General features: G+C 44.4%; 14 protein-coding genes and 1 other annotated feature. Of the genes, 12 read left to right on the top strand and 2 right to left on the bottom strand.

Annotation, left to right across the window (positions count from 1 at the left end):
• The first annotated feature begins 125 nt into the window (after window positions 1–125).
• The 3 genes from lonB (at window position 126) to yihA (ending at window position 4,873) form a co-directional block, all read left to right on the top strand.
• Window positions 126–1,784 carry an ATP-dependent protease LonB gene (lonB, locus tag KXZ66_RS14555; RefSeq protein WP_038827669.1) on the top strand — a complete coding sequence of 553 codons (1,659 nt, stop codon included), beginning with the start codon at window positions 126–128 and terminating at the stop codon, window positions 1,782–1,784.
• 180 nt (window positions 1,785–1,964) lie between these two features.
• Window positions 1,965–4,289, top strand: coding sequence for an endopeptidase La (lon, locus tag KXZ66_RS14550; protein ID WP_003229618.1), 2,325 nt, complete (start codon window positions 1,965–1,967; stop codon window positions 4,287–4,289).
• Window positions 4,286–4,873, top strand: coding sequence for a ribosome biogenesis GTP-binding protein YihA/YsxC (yihA, locus tag KXZ66_RS14545; RefSeq protein WP_003229621.1), 588 nt, complete (start codon window positions 4,286–4,288; stop codon window positions 4,871–4,873). Before lon ends, yihA begins: the two co-directional genes overlap by 4 nt.
• 21 nt (window positions 4,874–4,894) lie before the next feature.
• Here the strand turns inward: yihA and KXZ66_RS14540 are convergent, their stop codons facing one another.
• Entirely contained in the window at window positions 4,895–5,392 is a 498-nt protein-coding gene (locus tag KXZ66_RS14540) for a hypothetical protein (RefSeq protein ID WP_014477563.1), read from the bottom strand.
• 229 nt (window positions 5,393–5,621) lie between these two features.
• On the opposite strand from KXZ66_RS14540, the gene hemA reads away from it, so the two are divergent.
• From hemA to cotN, 8 genes are all read left to right on the top strand, one after another.
• Window positions 5,622–6,989 carry a glutamyl-tRNA reductase gene (gene hemA, locus KXZ66_RS14535; protein WP_004399038.1) on the top strand — a complete coding sequence of 456 codons (1,368 nt, stop codon included), beginning with the start codon at window positions 5,622–5,624 and terminating at the stop codon, window positions 6,987–6,989.
• Between the two features lie 7 nt (window positions 6,990–6,996).
• Window positions 6,997–7,827, top strand: a complete 831-nt coding sequence (locus KXZ66_RS14530; RefSeq protein WP_003222575.1) for a cytochrome c biogenesis protein — start codon at window positions 6,997–6,999, stop codon at window positions 7,825–7,827.
• Window positions 7,828–7,859: 32 nt separating this feature from the next.
• A complete protein-coding gene (gene hemC / locus KXZ66_RS14525; RefSeq protein WP_021480247.1) occupies window positions 7,860–8,804 on the top strand; it encodes a hydroxymethylbilane synthase in 945 nt (314 codons plus the stop codon).
• The gene (gene hemD / locus KXZ66_RS14520; RefSeq protein WP_133954278.1) at window positions 8,794–9,582 is read left to right on the top strand and encodes a uroporphyrinogen-III synthase; all 789 of its coding nucleotides are present in this window, start codon (window positions 8,794–8,796) and stop codon (window positions 9,580–9,582) included. Before hemC ends, hemD begins: the two co-directional genes overlap by 11 nt.
• The gene (gene hemB, locus KXZ66_RS14515) at window positions 9,579–10,553 is read left to right on the top strand and encodes a porphobilinogen synthase (RefSeq protein WP_015483525.1); all 975 of its coding nucleotides are present in this window, start codon (window positions 9,579–9,581) and stop codon (window positions 10,551–10,553) included. Before hemD ends, hemB begins: the two co-directional genes overlap by 4 nt.
• Window positions 10,554–10,582: 29 nt before the next feature.
• Window positions 10,583–11,875, top strand: coding sequence for a glutamate-1-semialdehyde 2,1-aminomutase (gene hemL, locus KXZ66_RS14510; protein WP_015384279.1), 1,293 nt, complete (start codon window positions 10,583–10,585; stop codon window positions 11,873–11,875).
• A 130-nt stretch (window positions 11,876–12,005) separates the two neighbouring features.
• Window positions 12,006–13,733, top strand: coding sequence for a spore coat morphogenetic protein SpoVID (spoVID, locus tag KXZ66_RS14505; RefSeq protein ID WP_021480245.1), 1,728 nt, complete (start codon window positions 12,006–12,008; stop codon window positions 13,731–13,733).
• Window positions 13,734–13,765: 32 nt separating this feature from the next.
• Window positions 13,766–14,791, top strand: a complete 1,026-nt coding sequence (cotN, locus tag KXZ66_RS14500; RefSeq protein WP_021480244.1) for a spore coat protein CotN — start codon at window positions 13,766–13,768, stop codon at window positions 14,789–14,791.
• Window positions 14,792–14,809: 18 nt separating this feature from the next.
• Here cotN and KXZ66_RS14495 read toward each other — a convergent pair whose 3' ends face one another.
• Window positions 14,810–15,001 carry a hypothetical protein gene (locus tag KXZ66_RS14495; protein WP_003222590.1) on the bottom strand — a complete coding sequence of 64 codons (192 nt, stop codon included), beginning with the start codon at window positions 14,999–15,001 and terminating at the stop codon, window positions 14,810–14,812.
• Window positions 15,002–15,166: 165 nt separating this feature from the next.
• Window positions 15,167–15,389 (top strand) — a binding site (T-box leader).
• A gap of 59 nt (window positions 15,390–15,448) precedes the next feature.
• On the opposite strand from KXZ66_RS14495, the gene valS reads away from it, so the two are divergent.
• Window positions 15,449–18,091, top strand: coding sequence for a valine--tRNA ligase (valS, locus tag KXZ66_RS14490; RefSeq protein ID WP_072175589.1), 2,643 nt, complete (start codon window positions 15,449–15,451; stop codon window positions 18,089–18,091).
• Window positions 18,092–18,133: the final 42 nt, after the last annotated feature.

Genomic DNA, 18,133 nt, shown 5'->3' with positions numbered 1-18,133 from the left:
AACACTCAGGAGGTTTTTTTGCATGCAACTCTTCCGGAAAAACGTTTATTCCCGTCTTCTATGGGAGATACTAGCAATCAGAGGAATGAATTGGATACATAAATTGTTTTTCAGGAGGGACCACCATGAGTTGGACAGGGATCGCGTTATTTATTCAGCTGTTTTTTGGGATCATCATCGGTTTGTATTTTTGGAATTTGCTTAAAAATCAAAGGACACAAAAGGTCACGATAGATAAAGAATCAAAGAAGGAAATGGAGCAGCTTCGGAAAATGCGCGCTATCAGCTTGTCCGAGCCATTATCTGAGAAGGTCCGCCCCAAAAGCTTTCAAGATATCGTCGGACAGGAAGACGGCATTAAAGCATTAAAGGCGGCTTTATGCGGGCCAAATCCTCAGCATGTGATTGTCTATGGGCCACCGGGAGTTGGGAAAACGGCTGCTGCGCGGCTTGTGTTGGAAGAAGCAAAAAAACATAAACAATCACCGTTTAAAGAGCAGGCTGTTTTTGTGGAACTCGATGCGACAACAGCCCGTTTTGATGAAAGAGGAATTGCCGATCCGCTCATCGGCTCTGTCCATGACCCGATATACCAAGGGGCCGGAGCGATGGGACAGGCTGGGATTCCGCAGCCGAAGCAGGGAGCTGTCACCCATGCCCATGGCGGTGTGCTGTTTATTGATGAAATAGGGGAGCTGCATCCTATTCAAATGAATAAAATGCTGAAGGTGCTTGAGGACAGAAAAGTCTTTTTAGACAGTGCGTATTACAGTGAGGAAAATACACAAATTCCGAATCATATTCATGATATTTTTCAAAATGGGCTGCCGGCTGATTTTCGCTTGATTGGCGCGACCACGAGAATGCCAAACGAAATTCCGCCAGCTATCAGGTCCCGCTGTTTGGAGGTTTTTTTCCGCGAGCTTGAAAAGGACGAGCTGAAAACGGTTGCTAAAACAGCAGCGGATAAAATTGAAAAAAATATCTCCGAAGAAGGCCTAGATCTTTTGACCAGCTACACGAGGAACGGGCGGGAAGCCGTCAATATGATTCAAATCGCAGCGGGGATGGCTGTAACGGAGAATCGGAAGGACATTACGATTGAGGATATCGAATGGGTCATTCACTCCAGTCAGCTTACTCCAAAGCACGAGCAAAAAATCGGTGTTGAACCACAGGTTGGCATTGTAAATGGGCTTGCAGTCTATGGGCCTAACAGCGGATCGCTTCTGGAAATCGAAGTGAGTGTAACCGCGGCTCAAGATAAAGGATCAATTAACATCACAGGAATAGCTGAAGAAGAAAGCATCGGCAGCCAATCAAAATCAATCAGACGAAAAAGCATGGCGAAGGGTTCGGTTGAAAATGTATTAACCGTGCTCCGGACAATGGGAATGAAGCCTTCTGATTATGATATTCACATCAATTTCCCAGGAGGGATTCCGATTGATGGGCCGTCAGCAGGCATTGCGATGGCGGCGGGGATTTTCTCGGCGATACACAAAATTCCTATTGACAATACCGTTGCGATGACGGGCGAAATCAGCCTGAACGGTCTTGTGAAACCCATCGGAGGCGTCATTCCGAAAATAAAAGCGGCCAAGCAGTCCGGTGCGAAAAAGGTGATTATCCCATATGAAAATCAGCAGGCCATCTTAAAGCAGATTGACGGGATCGAGATTATTGCAGTGAAGACGTTCCAAGAAGTGCTTGATGAAATTTTAGTGAATCCGCCAACGGAACAAAAACCGTTTCCTATTGAAATCAATAAAGAATCTGTTTAAACCCTATTTTGATAATAGGGTTTTTTTCATGAAGGACATCTTTTCCTTTTTCATATCAGAAAGAAAGGGTATACTACGAGGAGACTGTTTTATAGAAAATGGAACCATGCCGTTTATTGTACAAGGATGAAAAAGTTGTATTATAATGGTTCATACTAAAGTCACGGAGGTGTCAGTCACATGGCAGAAGAATTAAAACGCAGCATCCCGCTCCTCCCTTTAAGAGGTTTATTAGTGTACCCGACGATGGTTTTGCATTTAGATGTAGGACGTGACAAGTCGGTTCAGGCTCTTGAACAGGCAATGATGCATGATCATATGATATTTTTAGCCACTCAGCAGGATATTTCGATAGACGAACCTGGTGAAGACGAGATTTTCACTGTCGGCACCTATACAAAAATTAAGCAAATGCTGAAGCTTCCGAACGGTACGATTCGTGTGTTGGTGGAGGGCCTCAAGCGCGCCCATATCGTCAAATACAATGAACACGAGGATTACACGTCGGTCGACATTCAACTTATTCATGAAGATGATTCAAAAGATACAGAAGACGAAGCATTGATGCGGACTTTGCTAGACCACTTTGATCAGTACATAAAAATTTCTAAAAAAATCTCGGCCGAAACGTACGCCGCGGTTACTGATATCGAAGAGCCGGGCAGAATGGCAGACATCGTTGCTTCTCATCTGCCCCTTAAACTAAAGGATAAGCAGGATATTTTAGAAACGGCTGATGTCAAAGACAGGCTGAACAAGGTCATTGATTTTATTAATAATGAAAAAGAAGTGCTGGAGATTGAGAAAAAAATCGGCCAGCGCGTCAAACGTTCGATGGAGCGTACGCAGAAGGAATACTACTTGCGAGAACAAATGAAGGCGATTCAAAAAGAGCTTGGCGATAAAGAAGGCAAAACTGGCGAAGTTCAGACGCTGACGGAAAAAATCGAAGAAGCAGGCATGCCTGATCATGTGAAGGAAACAGCGCTTAAAGAATTGAACAGATATGAAAAAATTCCGTCAAGTTCTGCGGAAAGCTCTGTGATCCGCAACTATATCGACTGGCTGGTTGCTCTTCCGTGGACGGATGAAACAGATGATAAGCTTGATTTGAAAGAAGCAGGACGTCTCTTGGACGAAGAGCACCACGGGCTTGAAAAAGTAAAAGAACGTATTTTAGAATATTTGGCTGTCCAGAAGCTGACCAAATCCCTGAAAGGCCCGATTCTCTGTTTGGCAGGACCTCCAGGTGTCGGAAAAACGTCTTTAGCCAAATCAATTGCAAAAAGCTTGGGACGCAAATTCGTCAGAATCTCACTCGGAGGAGTTCGGGACGAATCAGAGATACGCGGACACAGACGGACCTATGTCGGAGCAATGCCTGGACGTATTATTCAAGGGATGAAAAAAGCGGGCAAGCTGAATCCGGTCTTCTTATTAGACGAAATTGACAAAATGTCATCTGATTTTAGAGGAGACCCATCATCTGCTATGCTTGAAGTGCTTGATCCAGAGCAAAACAGCAGCTTCAGTGATCACTATATTGAAGAAACCTTTGATTTATCCAAAGTGCTGTTTATCGCAACGGCGAACAATTTGGCCACAATTCCGGGTCCGCTCAGAGACAGAATGGAAATTATTAATATCGCAGGTTACACAGAAATAGAAAAACTTGAAATCGTAAAGGATCACTTGCTTCCAAAGCAAATCAAAGAACACGGGCTGAAGAAAAGCAACCTGCAGCTGCGTGATCAGGCGATTCTTGATATTATCCGCTACTATACGAGAGAAGCTGGTGTGAGAAGCCTTGAACGCCAGCTTGCCGCGATTTGCCGTAAAGCTGCAAAAGCCATTGTTGCTGAAGAGCGAAAACGGATTACGGTTACTGAGAAGAACCTTCAAGACTTTATCGGAAAACGTATTTTCAGATATGGACAAGCTGAAACAGAGGATCAGGTTGGTGTAGTGACAGGGCTTGCTTATACAACCGTTGGCGGAGATACGCTGTCGATTGAAGTATCGCTTTCTCCGGGGAAAGGGAAATTAATCCTGACAGGAAAGCTCGGAGATGTTATGAGAGAGTCTGCTCAGGCTGCATTCAGCTATGTGCGATCCAAAACAGAAGAACTTGGCATTGAACCTGACTTTCATGAGAAGTATGATATTCATATACATGTACCAGAGGGTGCGGTGCCAAAAGATGGTCCGTCAGCCGGTATTACGATGGCAACAGCGCTTGTTTCTGCTTTAACGGGACGGGCGGTTTCGCGTGAAGTTGGCATGACTGGGGAAATCACGCTTCGCGGGCGCGTGCTGCCGATCGGCGGCTTAAAGGAAAAAGCGCTTGGCGCACATAGAGCGGGATTAACGACCATTATTGCGCCTAAAGATAATGAAAAAGATATAGAGGATATTCCGGAAAGCGTCAGGGAGGGGCTGACATTTATATTGGCGTCCCACTTAGACGAGGTTTTGGAACATGCCTTAGTAGGAGAGAAGAAATGAAAGTCACAAAGTCAGAAATCGTGATCAGTGCAGTAAAACCGGAACAGTACCCTGAAGGGGGGCTTCCGGAAATCGCATTGGCCGGAAGATCGAACGTAGGAAAATCGTCTTTTATCAATTCATTAATCAATCGCAAAAATCTTGCGAGAACGTCATCAAAGCCGGGAAAAACACAAACGCTTAATTTCTACATTATCAATGATGAGTTGCATTTTGTGGATGTGCCGGGCTACGGTTTTGCCAAAGTGTCAAAGTCTGAGCGTGAAGCATGGGGCAGAATGATTGAAACCTATATCACGACACGCGAGGAATTAAAAGCTGTGGTGCAGATCGTTGATTTGCGGCATGCGCCATCTAATGATGATGTACAGATGTATGAATTTTTAAAGTATTACGGCATTCCTGTTATTGTTATCGCTACAAAGGCGGATAAGATCCCGAAAGGCAAATGGGACAAACACGCGAAGGTTGTCCGACAAACATTAAATATTGATCCGGAAGACGAGCTGATTCTCTTTTCTTCAGAAACGAAAAAGGGAAAAGACGAAGCTTGGGGAGCGATCAAAAAAATGATAAACCGGTAGAGGATCCTCTACCGGTTTTATTTATCGTATAGATTTTTTTCGTTTTATCAATAATAACAATAAACTGATTCCAATAAAGACAAACGGCCAATACTCCTTCAGAAGCGCTGTTGGAATATGCGCAGACTCAAGCCATGCCATAATTTGTTTGAAAAAGTACAAAAACAGGGAAAAACAAATCATCGACACAGCTTCATATACATATTCTTTTTTTTGAACGGCTGAAACGAGAAGTGAGAAGCCGATCATAAAGAGGAGCATTTCAAAATCATCCGGCCACCATACCCATTTCGGCTTGGCAAAAAAGTGTAAACCGATCCCGAAGAGAAGCAAACCGATAAAAAAATGGGGTGTAACGGCTTCTTTTTTTCCTTGATATACAAAGGCTGCGCCTAACAGCATGAGGAGAACAGGCCATTGATCCTGCCCTGAAAACAGTTCGGCTTGGCCGCTTTCAAGCCATGCATATACTGAAGCGGCAAGCAGCAGACAAGGGAATAAAATTGATTTTTGTTTCATGCATATCACCTTCTTGTTTTTTAGAGCTGATGTGTAGTAAATTTCTGCTGTTTTTGGTATTGTCAATAGGAATGCTTCTTTTCTCAGAAGCTTTTTCTAATATAGCATAAGAATTTTAAAATCTGTTCACATTTTGTGAAAGAAACTATGTTATAATTATTATAAATAATGAGTTCTATGTTAGAATGATTATAAATTAAGATTGGGTGTTGGGGGTGTAATTAGAGCGATGCATATACTTGTTGTGGGAGTAGATTATAAATCCGCCCCTATTGAGATACGTGAAAAAGTAAGTTTTCAGCCGAATGAGCTGGCAGAAGCAATGGTGCAGCTGAAAGAAGAGAAAAGCATTCTTGAAAACATCATTGTCTCAACCTGCAACCGCACTGAAATTTATGCGGTAGTCGACCAGCTCCATACCGGCCGTTATTATATAAAAAAGTTTTTAGCTGATTGGTTTCAATTAAGCAAAGAAGAGCTGTCACCGTTCTTAACGTTTTATGAGAGCGATGCCGCTGTTGAGCATTTATTCCGTGTAGCCTGCGGACTTGACTCTATGGTGATTGGCGAAACGCAGATTCTCGGACAGGTACGCGACAGCTTTAAAACAGCTCAGCAAGAAAAAACGATCGGGACTATTTTTAATGAGCTGTTTAAGCAGGCGGTTACAGTGGGCAAACGAACTCACGCAGAAACAGACATTGGCTCAAATGCGGTGTCAGTAAGCTATGCTGCAGTTGAACTTGCCAAAAAAATCTTCGGAAATCTTTCAAGCAAGCACATATTGATTCTCGGTGCGGGAAAAATGGGCGAGCTTGCTGCGGAAAACCTGCACGGACAGGGAATCGGCAAGGTCACTGTCATTAACCGAACATACTTGAAAGCGAAGGAGCTTGCAGACCGTTTCTCAGGTGAAGCGAGAAGCTTGAATCAGCTTGAAAGCGCGCTTGCGGAGGCTGATATTTTAATCAGTTCAACCGGTGCAAGTGAATTTGTCGTGTCCAAAGAGATGATGGAAAACGCGAATAAGCTTCGCAAGGGACGCCCGCTGTTTATGGTCGACATTGCCGTGCCTAGAGATCTTGATCCGGCGCTGAATGATCTTGAAGGTGTTTTTCTTTATGATATCGACGATCTGGAAGGCATTGTAGAAGCGAACATGAAAGAGCGGAGAGAAACAGCTGAAAAAGTTGAACTGTTAATTGAAGAAACCATTGTGGAATTTAAACAATGGATGAATACACTTGGTGTTGTGCCTGTTATTTCTGCATTGCGCGAAAAGGCGCTTGCCATCCAGTCAGAAACGATGGACAGCATTGAGCGTAAGCTGCCTCACTTAAGCACAAGAGAGAAAAAACTGTTGAACAAACACACCAAAAGTATTATTAACCAAATGCTTCGTGATCCGATTTTAAAGGTGAAAGAGCTTGCGGCAGATGCTGATTCTGAAGAAAAGCTCGCGTTGTTTATGCAGATTTTTGATATTGAAGAAGCTGCGGGCCGTCAAATGATGAAAACCGTTGAAAGCAGCCAGAAGGTCCACTCTTTTAAGAAGGCTGAATCAAAAGCGGGTTTTAGCCCACTTGTAAGTGAGTGAAAGCTGAATGATTGATACTGCAATGGCAAGACTTAATGAGGGGACAATCGTCATTTACGCGTTAAGTGTACTCTTTTATTTTATAGATTTTCTTCAACACAACCGGAAGGCTGGAAAAATGGCCTTCTGGTTGCTTTCTATTGTCTGGACTCTGCAAACCGTGTATTTGGCCTATTTTATGTGGGTGACGGGGCGGTTTCCGGTATTAAATGTGACGGAGGCGCTTTATTTTTATGCCTGGGTGCTTGTCACGCTGTCACTTGTACTGACAAAGCTTTTACGTGTTGACTTTATCGTGTTTTTTACAAATGTTATAGGATTTTCTATGATCGCCATTCACACATTTTCACCGACAGAGCAGCAGTCAGCTGCTTTTTCCGGGCAGCTTGTATCCGAGCTTTTGGTGATTCATATTACAATGGCGATTCTTTCATACGGCGCTTTTTCCCTTTCTTTTGTTTTTTCTGTGCTATATATGTTTCAATATCATCTGCTGAAAAAGAAAAAGTGGGGAAAATGGCTGTTGAGAATAGAAGATTTATCTAAGCTTGATTATATGGCGTATGTTTTAAATGTCATTGGGGTTCCGATGCTGCTGCTGAGTTTGATTCTCGGCGTCATATGGGCATATGTCTCACTAGAAACGCTGTATTGGTTTGACGCCAAAGTGCTTGGTTCGTTTGTCGTCCTGCTGCTGTACAGCTATTATCTTTATATCAGGCTGATTAAAGAGCTGCAAGGAAAGGTCGCTGCACTGTGGAATACGGCTTGTTTTCTGGTGCTGATGATCAATTATTTCCTGCTTGGAAGCCTGTCGCAATTCCATTGGTTCAGTTAAACGATGTCCCAAGCAGATTCGGGAGGAAAGAAATGATGAGAACGATTAAAGTAGGTTCCAGACGAAGCAAACTCGCTATGACTCAAACAAAATGGGTTATTCAAAAACTGAAGGAAATCAATCCTTCGTTTGCTTTTGAAATTAAAGAGATCGTGACAAAGGGCGACCGGATTGTCGATGTTACACTCTCAAAAGTGGGTGGAAAAGGGCTGTTTGTCAAAGAAATTGAACAGGCGCTTTTAAACGAAGAGATTGATATGGCAGTGCACAGCATGAAGGACATGCCTGCTGTTTTGCCTGAAGGCCTTGTGATCGGCTGCATTCCTGAACGGGAGGACCCGCGTGATGCCCTTATTTCAAAGAATCGCGTAAAGCTTTCAGAAATGAAGGAAGGTGCTGTCATTGGCACAAGCAGTTTAAGAAGAAGCGCGCAGCTTTTGATTGAGCGCCCTGACCTTACAATTAAATGGATTAGAGGTAATATAGATACAAGACTTCAAAAGCTGGAAACAGAGGATTATGACGCGATTATTTTAGCGGCTGCCGGCCTTTCTAGAATGGGGTGGAAGCAAGATGTCGTAACCGAATTCCTTGAGCCAGAGCGCTGTTTGCCTGCTGTGGGGCAGGGAGCACTGGCGATTGAGTGCCGAGAATCGGATGAAGCGCTGTTGGCGTTGTTTTCTCAGTTTACAGATGAATATACAAAACGGACTGTCTTAGCGGAACGTGCTTTTTTAAACGCGATGGAGGGCGGCTGCCAGGTTCCGATCGCGGGCTACTCCGTGTTAAATGGACAGGATGAAATTGAAATGACAGGTCTTGTCGCTTCACCTGACGGCAAAATCATTTTTAAAGAAACCGTCACCGGAAACGATCCGGAGGAAGTAGGAAAGCGCTGTGCCGCTCTTATGGCTGACAAAGGAGCAAAAGATTTAATTGATCGTGTAAAACGGGAGCTTGATGAGGATGGAAAATGATTTTCCGTTGGAAGGAAAAACAGTGCTTGTCACCCGGAATAAGGCACAGGCAACATCATTTCAGCAAAAAGTGGAGGCGCTTGGGGGTAAAGCGGTTTTAACCTCTTTGATTACGTTTCGCCGCGCTTTGCCGAATGATGTTGCGGAACAGGTAAGAGAGGATCTTGCCGCGCCAGGCTGGCTTGTTTTTACAAGTGTGAATGGGGCAGACTTCTTTTTTTCTTATCTGAAGGAAAATCAGCTTATTCTCCCTGCGTATAAAAAAATTGCAGCCGTCGGTGAAAAAACCGCCCGCCGTTTAAAAACGCATAACGTATCGGTTGATGTGATGCCACAGGAGTATATTGCTGAACAATTGGCTGACGCTCTTAAGCAGCATGCTGAACCGGGGGAGCCCATTACCGTGATGAAAGGGAATTTGTCACGTGATGTGATAAAACAAGAGCTTGTCCCGCTCGGTTTTGAAGTAAAGGAATGGGTTCTCTACGAAACGATTCCGGATGAAGAAGGCATTGAGGAACTGAAAGACGCTGCGGGTCAATATTCCTTTGACTATGTAACATTTACGAGTTCATCAACCGTACATACGTTTATGCATGTCTTGGGAGAAGAATTAAAAAAGTGGAAGGCGAATGGGACGGCCTGTATCAGCATTGGGCCTTTAACAAATGATGCCCTTCTGACGTACGGCATCACATCGCATACGCCTGATACATTTACAATAGATGGCATGCTTGAATTAATGTGCAGCATGTCAAGAGAGGAAGAGAGAATATGAGTCAATCATTTAATAGACACCGCCGCCTGCGGACATCAAAAGCAATGAGAGAAATGGTAAAGGAAACACGTTTGCATCCATCAGATTTTATTTATCCGATTTTTGTCGTTGAAGGGCTGGAAGGCAAAAAAGCTGTTCCGTCAATGCCTGATGTTTACCATGTATCATTAGATTTATTGAAGGATGAAGTAGCGGAGCTGGTCAAACTGGGCATTCAATCTGTTATCGTATTCGGCATCCCGGAAGAAAAAGATGATTGCGGAACACAAGCGTACCATGATCACGGAATTGTCCAAAAAGCCATCACAGAAATTAAAGAACACTTCCCTGAAATGGTTGTTGTCGCTGACACGTGCCTGTGCGAATACACAGACCACGGCCATTGCGGACTTGTCAAAGACGGAGTCATTCTCAATGATGAATCGCTGGAGCTTTTGGCGCAGACAGCTGTCAGCCAAGCGAAAGCAGGTGCGGATATCATTGCGCCATCAAACATGATGGACGGATTTGTTACAGTGATCAGAGAAGCACTTGATAAAGAAGGATTCGTCAATATTCCAATCATGTCTTACGCTGTGAAATATTCTAGCGAGTTTTACGGTCCGTTCCGTGATGCAGCAAACAGCACACCGCAATTCGGAGACCGCAAAACATATCAGATGGACCCTGCCAACCGTATGGAGGCACTCCGCGAAGCACAATCAGATGTCGAGGAAGGCGCGGACTTTTTGATTGTCAAACCTTCGCTTTCTTATATGGATATCATGCGTGACGTAAAAAATGAGTTTACTTTGCCGCTCGTCGCTTATAATGTAAGCGGAGAGTATTCAATGGTGAAGGCTGCAGCGCAGAACGGCTGGATCAAAGAAAAAGAAATTGTGTTGGAAATTTTGACAAGCATGAAGCGCGCGGGTGCCGACCTGATTATTACGTATCATGCGAAAGACGCAGCGAAATGGCTTGCGGAGTAATTTTATTCAGTTGACAGGAGTTGAGGCAGATGAGAAGCTATGAAAAATCAAAAACGGCTTTTAAAGAAGCGCAAAAACTCATGCCGGGCGGTGTGAACAGTCCCGTTCGCGCATTTAAATCGGTAGACATGGACCCGATTTTTATGGAGCGCGGAAAAGGCTCGAAAATCTTTGATATTGACGGGAATGAATATATTGACTACGTCTTGTCATGGGGGCCTTTAATTTTAGGGCATACAAATGACCGCGTCGTAGAAAGCCTCAAAAAAGTGGCTGAATATGGGACAAGCTTCGGTGCTCCGACTGAAGTAGAAAATGAACTGGCTAAGCTCGTCATTGATCGTGTGCCATCTGTAGAAATTGTACGAATGGTAAGCTCCGGAACAGAGGCTACAATGAGTGCCCTCCGTTTGGCAAGGGGCTATACGGGCCGCAACAAGATTTTAAAATTTGAGGGCTGCTACCACGGACACGGCGATTCTCTCTTGATTAAAGCTGGTTCAGGTGTTGCCACTCTCGGACTGCCTGACAGCCCGGGGGTGCCTGAAGGCATTGCGAAAAACACCATCACCGTTCCGTACAATGATTTAGAAAGTGTAAAGCTTGCTTTCCAGCAATTCGGTGAAGACATTGCGGGAGTCATTGTAGAGCCAGTTGCCGGAAATATGGGTGTTGTTCCGCCGCAAGAAGGTTTCCTGCAGGGTCTGCGTGATATCACTGAGCAGTACGGCTCCCTGCTGATTTTTGATGAAGTGATGACTGGCTTCCGGGTCGATTATAACTGCGCTCAAGGCTACTTCGGCGTAACGCCTGATCTGACTTGTTTAGGAAAAGTAATCGGGGGCGGACTTCCTGTCGGCGCTTATGGCGGAAAGGCAGAAATCATGGAGCAGATCGCTCCAAGCGGCCCGATCTATCAAGCTGGTACATTGTCAGGCAATCCGCTTGCGATGACGGCTGGCTTAGAGACATTGAAACAGCTGACACCTGATTCCTACAAGAATTTCATCAAAAAAGGCGACAGACTGGAAGAAGGAATTTCAAAAGCTGCCGAGGCTCATGGAATTCCGCATACCTTTAACCGTGCAGGTTCGATGATCGGTTTCTTCTTTACAAACGAACCAGTCATCAATTATGAAACAGCGAAATCATCTGATTTGAAGCTGTTCGCAAGCTATTATAAAGGGATGGCAAATGAAGGGGTATTCCTTCCGCCATCACAATTCGAAGGTCTTTTCCTCTCAACGGCCCATACTGATGAAGATATTGAAAACACAATCCAGGCAGCTGAGAAAGTATTTGCTGAGATCAGCCGCAGATAAGAGTGAAAACCGGTATCAAGGACTCCTTGTGCCGGTTTTTTCGTGCTCTCCCACTCATATTTTCTCCAGTTCATACATACACCTTTAGTGACATCTAATTTTAAGGATTAGATGAAAGGAGGATATGAACTTGCCGCAAAATCATCGATTGCAATTTTCTGTAGAAGAATCGATCTGTTTCCAAAAAGGACAGGAAGTTTCTGAACTGCTTTCTATTTCATTAGATCCTGATATTAGGGTTCAGGAAGTAAATGATTATGTATCAATCATAGGATCGCTTGAACTTACAGGTGAGTACAACATAGATCAAAACAAACATACCGAAGAGATTTATACAGATAAGCGGTTTGTTGAACAAGTCAGAAAGAGAGAGGATGGAAGTGCGGAACTGACTCACTGTTTTCCTGTGGATATTACCATTCCGAAAAATAAAGTGAGCCATTTACAGGATGTCTTCGTCTTTATTGACGCATTTGACTATCAATTGACGGATTCGCGCATTTTAACAATTCAAGCTGATTTAGCGATCGAAGGGCTTTTGGACGATACGCAAGACAAAGAGCCGGAGATACCTTTATATGAAGCTCCTGCGGCATTCAGGGAGGAAGAGCTTTCAGAGCCGCCGGCACATAGTATAGTAGAAGAACCGGGTGCATCATCGGCAGAGGAAGCAGTTCTTCAGCATGAACCGCCAGCTGAACCGCCAGAACTTTTTATCTCGAAAGCGGGGCTCCGTGAAGAACTGGAGACAGAAAAAGCAGAATCTGAGCCGCCTGAATCGGTTGCTTCAGAACCAGAGGCCAGAGAAGATGTGAAAGAGGAAGACGAGTCAGAAAAGCTTGCTGTGCCGGAAACGGAGGTTCGTGCTGAATCGGAAACAGAAGAATCTGAGCCAGAACCTGATCCTTCAGAAATAGAGATTCAAGAGATCGTTAAAGCAAAAAAAGAAACGGCTGAGCCGGCAGCTGCAATAGCGGATGTTCGTGAAGAAGCAGACTCTCCAGCGGAGACTGAGCTTCGTGAACACGCTGGAGCAGAAGAATCGCCTGCTTTGGAAGCTGAACTTCATTCAGAGACTGTGATTGCAGAGGAAAAAGAGGAAACAACAGTGTCTCCTAATCATGAATATGCGCTACGCCAAGAGGCTCAAAATGAAGAAGCAGCTCAATCGGATCAGGCTGATCCTACGCTTTGCCAAGAAGAGGCGGAAGCGGATGAAGCTTTGGAGAGTGTATCAGAGGCAGCTCTCTCCATAGAAGATAGCAGAGAAACAGCTTCAGCTGTATATGTGGAGAATGACAAAGCCGATTTACATTTCCATTTCAATCAAAAAACAAGCTCGGAGGAGGCATCTCAAGAAGAATTGCCTGAACCGGCATACCGTACCTTCCTGCCTGAACAAGAAGAGGAGGATTCTTTTTATTCAGCGCCTAAGCTGCTGGAGGAGGAAGAACAAGAGGAAGAGAGCTTCGAAATTGAAGTGAGAAAAACACCATCAGCTGAAGAGCCTAAGGAAGAAACACCTTTTCAATCCTTCCAGCTGCCTGAATCTTCTGAGACTGAAAGGAAGGAAACGGATGCTGTTCCTAGGGTTGCTCCTGCTGCTGAAACGAAGGAACCTCAAACAAAGGAAAGTGATAATTCTCTTTATTTAACAAAACTCTTTACAAAAGAAGCGGATGAGTTTTCGAGAATGAAAATTTGTATTGTGCAGCAGGAAGATACGATCGAGCGTTTATGCGAACGGTATGAAATTACATCCCAGCAGCTGATCAGGATGAATTCTTTAGCCTTGGATGATGAATTAAAAGCAGGACAGATTCTCTATATTCCTCAATATAAAAATAGCCATGCGTAAACCGTAAGTGATCGGAAAATGTGGTGAATGAAATGGAAGATACCCAATCGGTTCTTCAGGAATACGGACTGACTGCTCGATTTATTGAGCCTGTCAGTCCTCTTGTTTGGAAAGTGTATACAGACTACGGCATATTTGCCCTGAAAAAATTGAAAGAAGGTCGCGGCAAGCATTTTACAGATCATATGGTGGCGATTGAGGAAAAAGGCTTTCGTTCATTCGTTCCCGTTTACAGAACAAATAGCGGTGAGTTTTTCTCAGCAGGCATACAATACGGAGATACCTACTATTTAATGCCTTGGCTCCAATTTGACCAAGAGGAAGAACGGGATCAGAAACATGCTTATTTATTTAGAGAAACAGCCCGTCTTCACGAGAGAACCGCGCAGGAACTAAAGGTTAGACGTGATGAGATTGAACGTTATTACGGGCAAACGAAAAAAAAGTGGGAACAAGATAAAATTTTCTATGAGCAGTTTGTGGATAGAGCGGAGAAGGAGTGGTACCTTTCTCCTTTTGAACTCCAGGCCATAACCTATTTTTCAGAAACCATTTCCGCGGTGAATTTTGCGCTGGAACGGCTGGAGGACTGGTATGAGTCTGCAAAGGAAAAAGACGTTTCAAGGGTTGTAATGAACCACGGCAGCCTGTCTATACACCATTTTCTGTATAATGATGCCGGGACCGGATATTTTACAAACTTCGAAAGAGCATCTGTCGGTCCGCCGCAAAACGACCTGCTCGGCTTTTATACAAAAATGTTCAGAGGCTTTCCGAAAGCTTGTCCGGAATGCGTCGAATGGTTTTATGGATATACGAAATCATTCCCTTTGCGTGAAGCGGAAGTCAGCCTTTTTCTCAGCTATATGGCATATCCGGCAGCCATGTACAAGGTGCTGAACGGTTATCAAACTGGGAAAAGACAGCATGAAAAAGAGGAATGTACACAATTATTAAAGGCTTATTGGCAAATGAAAAATATAGAGCCGTTTGTGATGAAAATCCATCAGATTGAACAAGAGAAAAAATTTCAGGCTGAAAACGAGTCCACGTCTTAATGGCGCGGACTTGTTTGTTTATATCCATTCTAAATGAAGGGCGCAAGCTAAAAAGATTAGGATTGCGAGCAGCAAAACATCAAAGGTTGTCGGAAAGAAAATGGTTCTGATTCCTTGAAAAATCGTAATGGGAATAATCACTTGTGCGGATACAAGCCGAATTTGCCTTACCCATGGCGGCAGCGAATAAGAGCTGAAACGTTTCTTCACGGTGCATCCTCCTCTACGCATTTACAAGCATCATATGTAAACTTGGGCAATAGGTGCCTGCCCATCTGTATAGAAAGCGGTGTTTTTGGAAAAGATGATTGACGAATCAAAAACACTTTTACTATAATAAAGAACATAAATAATGTATACAATGAGCTGATAAATACACCTGCTTAGAACGGGAAGAGTACAAAAAAGGCGCATGCAGAGAGAGAAGCCGTTTGCTGAAAGGCTTCTTATGTTGTCTGATTGGAAGGTCGCCCGGGAGCATAATTTCTTGAAAGAAGAGTAGAGAAATTCGGGAAACACCCGTTATCCGTTATAAGTGCATGAACTGATAGAGTTCATGAAAAAAGGTGGTACCGCGAAAGAGCTTTTCGTCCTTTTACAGGGATGAAGAGCTCTTTTTTCGTTCTCAGCCATTTTTAAACATGCTGGAGGGTTATGATGGAAACGAATGAACAAACAATGCCGACGAAATATGATCCGGCAGCGGTTGAAAAAGACCGATATGATTTTTGGCTAAAAGGCAAATTTTTTGAAGCGGGCAGTGACCAGACAAAAGAGCCATACTCTGTTGTCATCCCGCCGCCAAACGTAACAGGAAGACTTCACCTTGGCCACGCATGGGACACAACGCTGCAAGACATTGTAACAAGAATGAAACGCATGCAGGGCTATGATGTGCTGTGGCTTCCTGGCATGGACCACGCCGGCATCGCGACACAGGCTAAAGTAGAGGCGAAACTTCGTGAAGAAGGCAAATCCCGCTACGATTTAGGCCGTGAAAAATTCCTCGAAGAAACGTGGAAGTGGAAGGAAGAATATGCTGACTTTATTCGCAGCCAGTGGGCGAAATTAGGTCTTGGCCTAGATTATTCCCGTGAACGTTTTACGCTGGATGAAGGCTTGAGCAAAGCGGTAAGGGAAGTATTCGTTAAGCTTTATGAAAAAGGCCTGATCTACAGAGGCGAATATATTATTAACTGGGACCCAGCGACAAAAACAGCCCTATCCGACATTGAGGTGATTTACAAGGATGTTCAAGGCGCATTCTATCATATGAGCTATCCGCTTGCTGACGGTTCAGGCTCAATTGAAATTGCGACGACACGTCCTGAAACAATGCTCGGTGATACAGCTGTTGCCGTTCACCCTGAAGACGAGCGCTATAAACACCTTATCGGAAAAACGGTGATCCTGCCGATTGTAAATCGTGAAATTCCGATTGTCGGTGATGACTATGTTGATATGGAATTTGGTTCAGGTGCCGTGAAAATTACGCCTGCTCATGATCCGAACGACTTCGAGCTTGGCAACCGCCACAATTTAGAACGCATCCTTGTCATGAATGAAGATGGCACGATGAATGAAAATGCGCTCCAATATCAAGGTATGGATCGTTTTGAATGCCGCAAAAAGCTCGTGAAAGATTTACAGGAGGCGGGAGTTCTCTTCAAGATCGAGGATCATATGCACTCTGTCGGCCATAGTGAACGAAGCGGGGCTGTTGTGGAGCCTTATCTTTCTACACAATGGTTTGTGCGCATGCAGCCGCTTGCTGATGCAGCGATTGAGCTGCAAAAGAAAGAAGAAAAGGTCAACTTTGTGCCTGACCGTTTCGAAAAAACGTATTTACACTGGATGGAAAATATCCGCGACTGGTGTATCTCCCGTCAATTGTGGTGGGGCCATCGTATTCCTGCCTGGTATCATAAAGAAACAGGCGAGCTATATGTCGGGCTTGAAGCGCCGGAAGACAGCGAAAATTGGGAACAGGATACAGACGTACTGGATACATGGTTCAGTTCTGCGCTATGGCCTTTCTCCACAATGGGCTGGCCTGATGTAACGGCTGAAGACTTTAAACGCTACTATCCGACAGATGTTCTCGTGACAGGGTACGATATCATTTTCTTCTGGGTATCACGCATGATTTTCCAAGGCATTGAATTTACAGGCGAGCGCCCGTTCAAAGATGTTTTAATCCACGGCTTAATCCGTGACGAGCAAGGCCGGAAAATGAGTAAATCTCTTGGCAACGGTGTCGACCCGATGGATGTGATTGACAAGTACGGAGCCGATTCTCTGCGTTATTTCCTTGCGACTGGAAGCTCTCCTGGCCAGGATCTGCGCTTCAGCTATGAAAAAGTGGAATCGACCTGGAATTTTGCCAATAAAATTTGGAACGCCTCCCGTTTTGCATTAATGAATATGGATGGCATGACGTACGATGAGCTTGATCTGTCAGGCGAAAAGTCAGTCGCTGACAAGTGGATTTTAACGCGATTAAATGAAACGATCGAGCACGTGACCCAGCTTGCTGACCGATATGAATTTGGTGAAGTAGGACGCCATTTATATAACTTTATTTGGGATGATTTCTGTGATTGGTATATTGAAATGGCGAAGCTTCCGCTTTATGGAGAAGACGAAGCGGCTAAGAAAACTACCCGTTCCATCCTTGCTTACGTACTTGATCAAACGATGCGTCTGCTCCATCCGTTTATGCCATTCTTAACGGAGGAAATTTGGCAGCACCTTCCTCACCAAGGGGAATCGATTACAGTAAGTCAATGGCCTGCAGTAGTGCCGGAGCATACCGATACTGAAGCGGCAGCTGACATGAAGCTTCTTGTTGAGCTGATCCGTTCTGTGCGCAATATCCGTAGTGAAGTCAATACGCCAATGAGCAAGCAGGTTGAACTGTACATTAAAACAAGCACAGACGAAATAGCAGCCCGCCTCGAAGCGAACCGTTCATATGTTGAACGCTTTACGAATCCGAGCGTGCTTAAAATCGGCACCGATATTGAGGCTGTTGATAAGGCGATGACGGCCGTTGTCTCAGGAGCAGAGGTTATTCTTCCGCTTGAAGGCTTAATCAATATTGATGAAGAAATTGCCCGTCTGCAAAAAGAATTTGATAAACTGACAAAAGAAGTTGAGCGTGTCCAAAAGAAACTTGGAAATGAAGGATTTATGAAAAAAGCGCCTGCACACGTAATTGATGAAGAACGTGAAAAAGAAAAAGATTATGTGGCGAAGCGTGACGCTGTTCAAAAACGAATGGCTGAGCTGAAGGGTTAATGAAAAGCCGGGGCGGTTTCTAGAGAAACCGCCTTGTCTTAT

Source organism: Bacillus sp. LJBS17, assembly GCF_019334685.1.
GTDB classification, from domain to species: Bacteria; Bacillota; Bacilli; order Bacillales; family Bacillaceae; genus Bacillus; species Bacillus subtilis.
Note: the sequence above shows the minus strand (reverse complement) of the source record. Positions and strands in the feature narration are given on the sequence as shown.

Coding starts and splice junctions, on each gene's coding strand:
- KXZ66_RS14530 (WP_003222575.1), top strand. CDS start 6,997: ATGATTGATACTGCAATGGCAAGACTTAATGAGGGGACAATCGTCATT.
- yihA (WP_003229621.1), top strand. CDS start 4,286: ATGAAAGTCACAAAGTCAGAAATCGTGATCAGTGCAGTAAAACCGGAA.
- lon (WP_003229618.1), top strand. CDS start 1,965: ATGGCAGAAGAATTAAAACGCAGCATCCCGCTCCTCCCTTTAAGAGGT.
- hemL (WP_015384279.1), top strand. CDS start 10,583: ATGAGAAGCTATGAAAAATCAAAAACGGCTTTTAAAGAAGCGCAAAAA.
- KXZ66_RS14540 (WP_014477563.1), bottom strand. CDS start 5,392: ATGAAACAAAAATCAATTTTATTCCCTTGTCTGCTGCTTGCCGCTTCA.
- hemB (WP_015483525.1), top strand. CDS start 9,579: ATGAGTCAATCATTTAATAGACACCGCCGCCTGCGGACATCAAAAGCA.
- hemA (WP_004399038.1), top strand. CDS start 5,622: ATGCATATACTTGTTGTGGGAGTAGATTATAAATCCGCCCCTATTGAG.
- lonB (WP_038827669.1), top strand. CDS start 126: ATGAGTTGGACAGGGATCGCGTTATTTATTCAGCTGTTTTTTGGGATC.
- cotN (WP_021480244.1), top strand. CDS start 13,766: ATGGAAGATACCCAATCGGTTCTTCAGGAATACGGACTGACTGCTCGA.
- hemD (WP_133954278.1), top strand. CDS start 8,794: ATGGAAAATGATTTTCCGTTGGAAGGAAAAACAGTGCTTGTCACCCGG.
- valS (WP_072175589.1), top strand. CDS start 15,449: ATGGAAACGAATGAACAAACAATGCCGACGAAATATGATCCGGCAGCG.
- hemC (WP_021480247.1), top strand. CDS start 7,860: ATGATGAGAACGATTAAAGTAGGTTCCAGACGAAGCAAACTCGCTATG.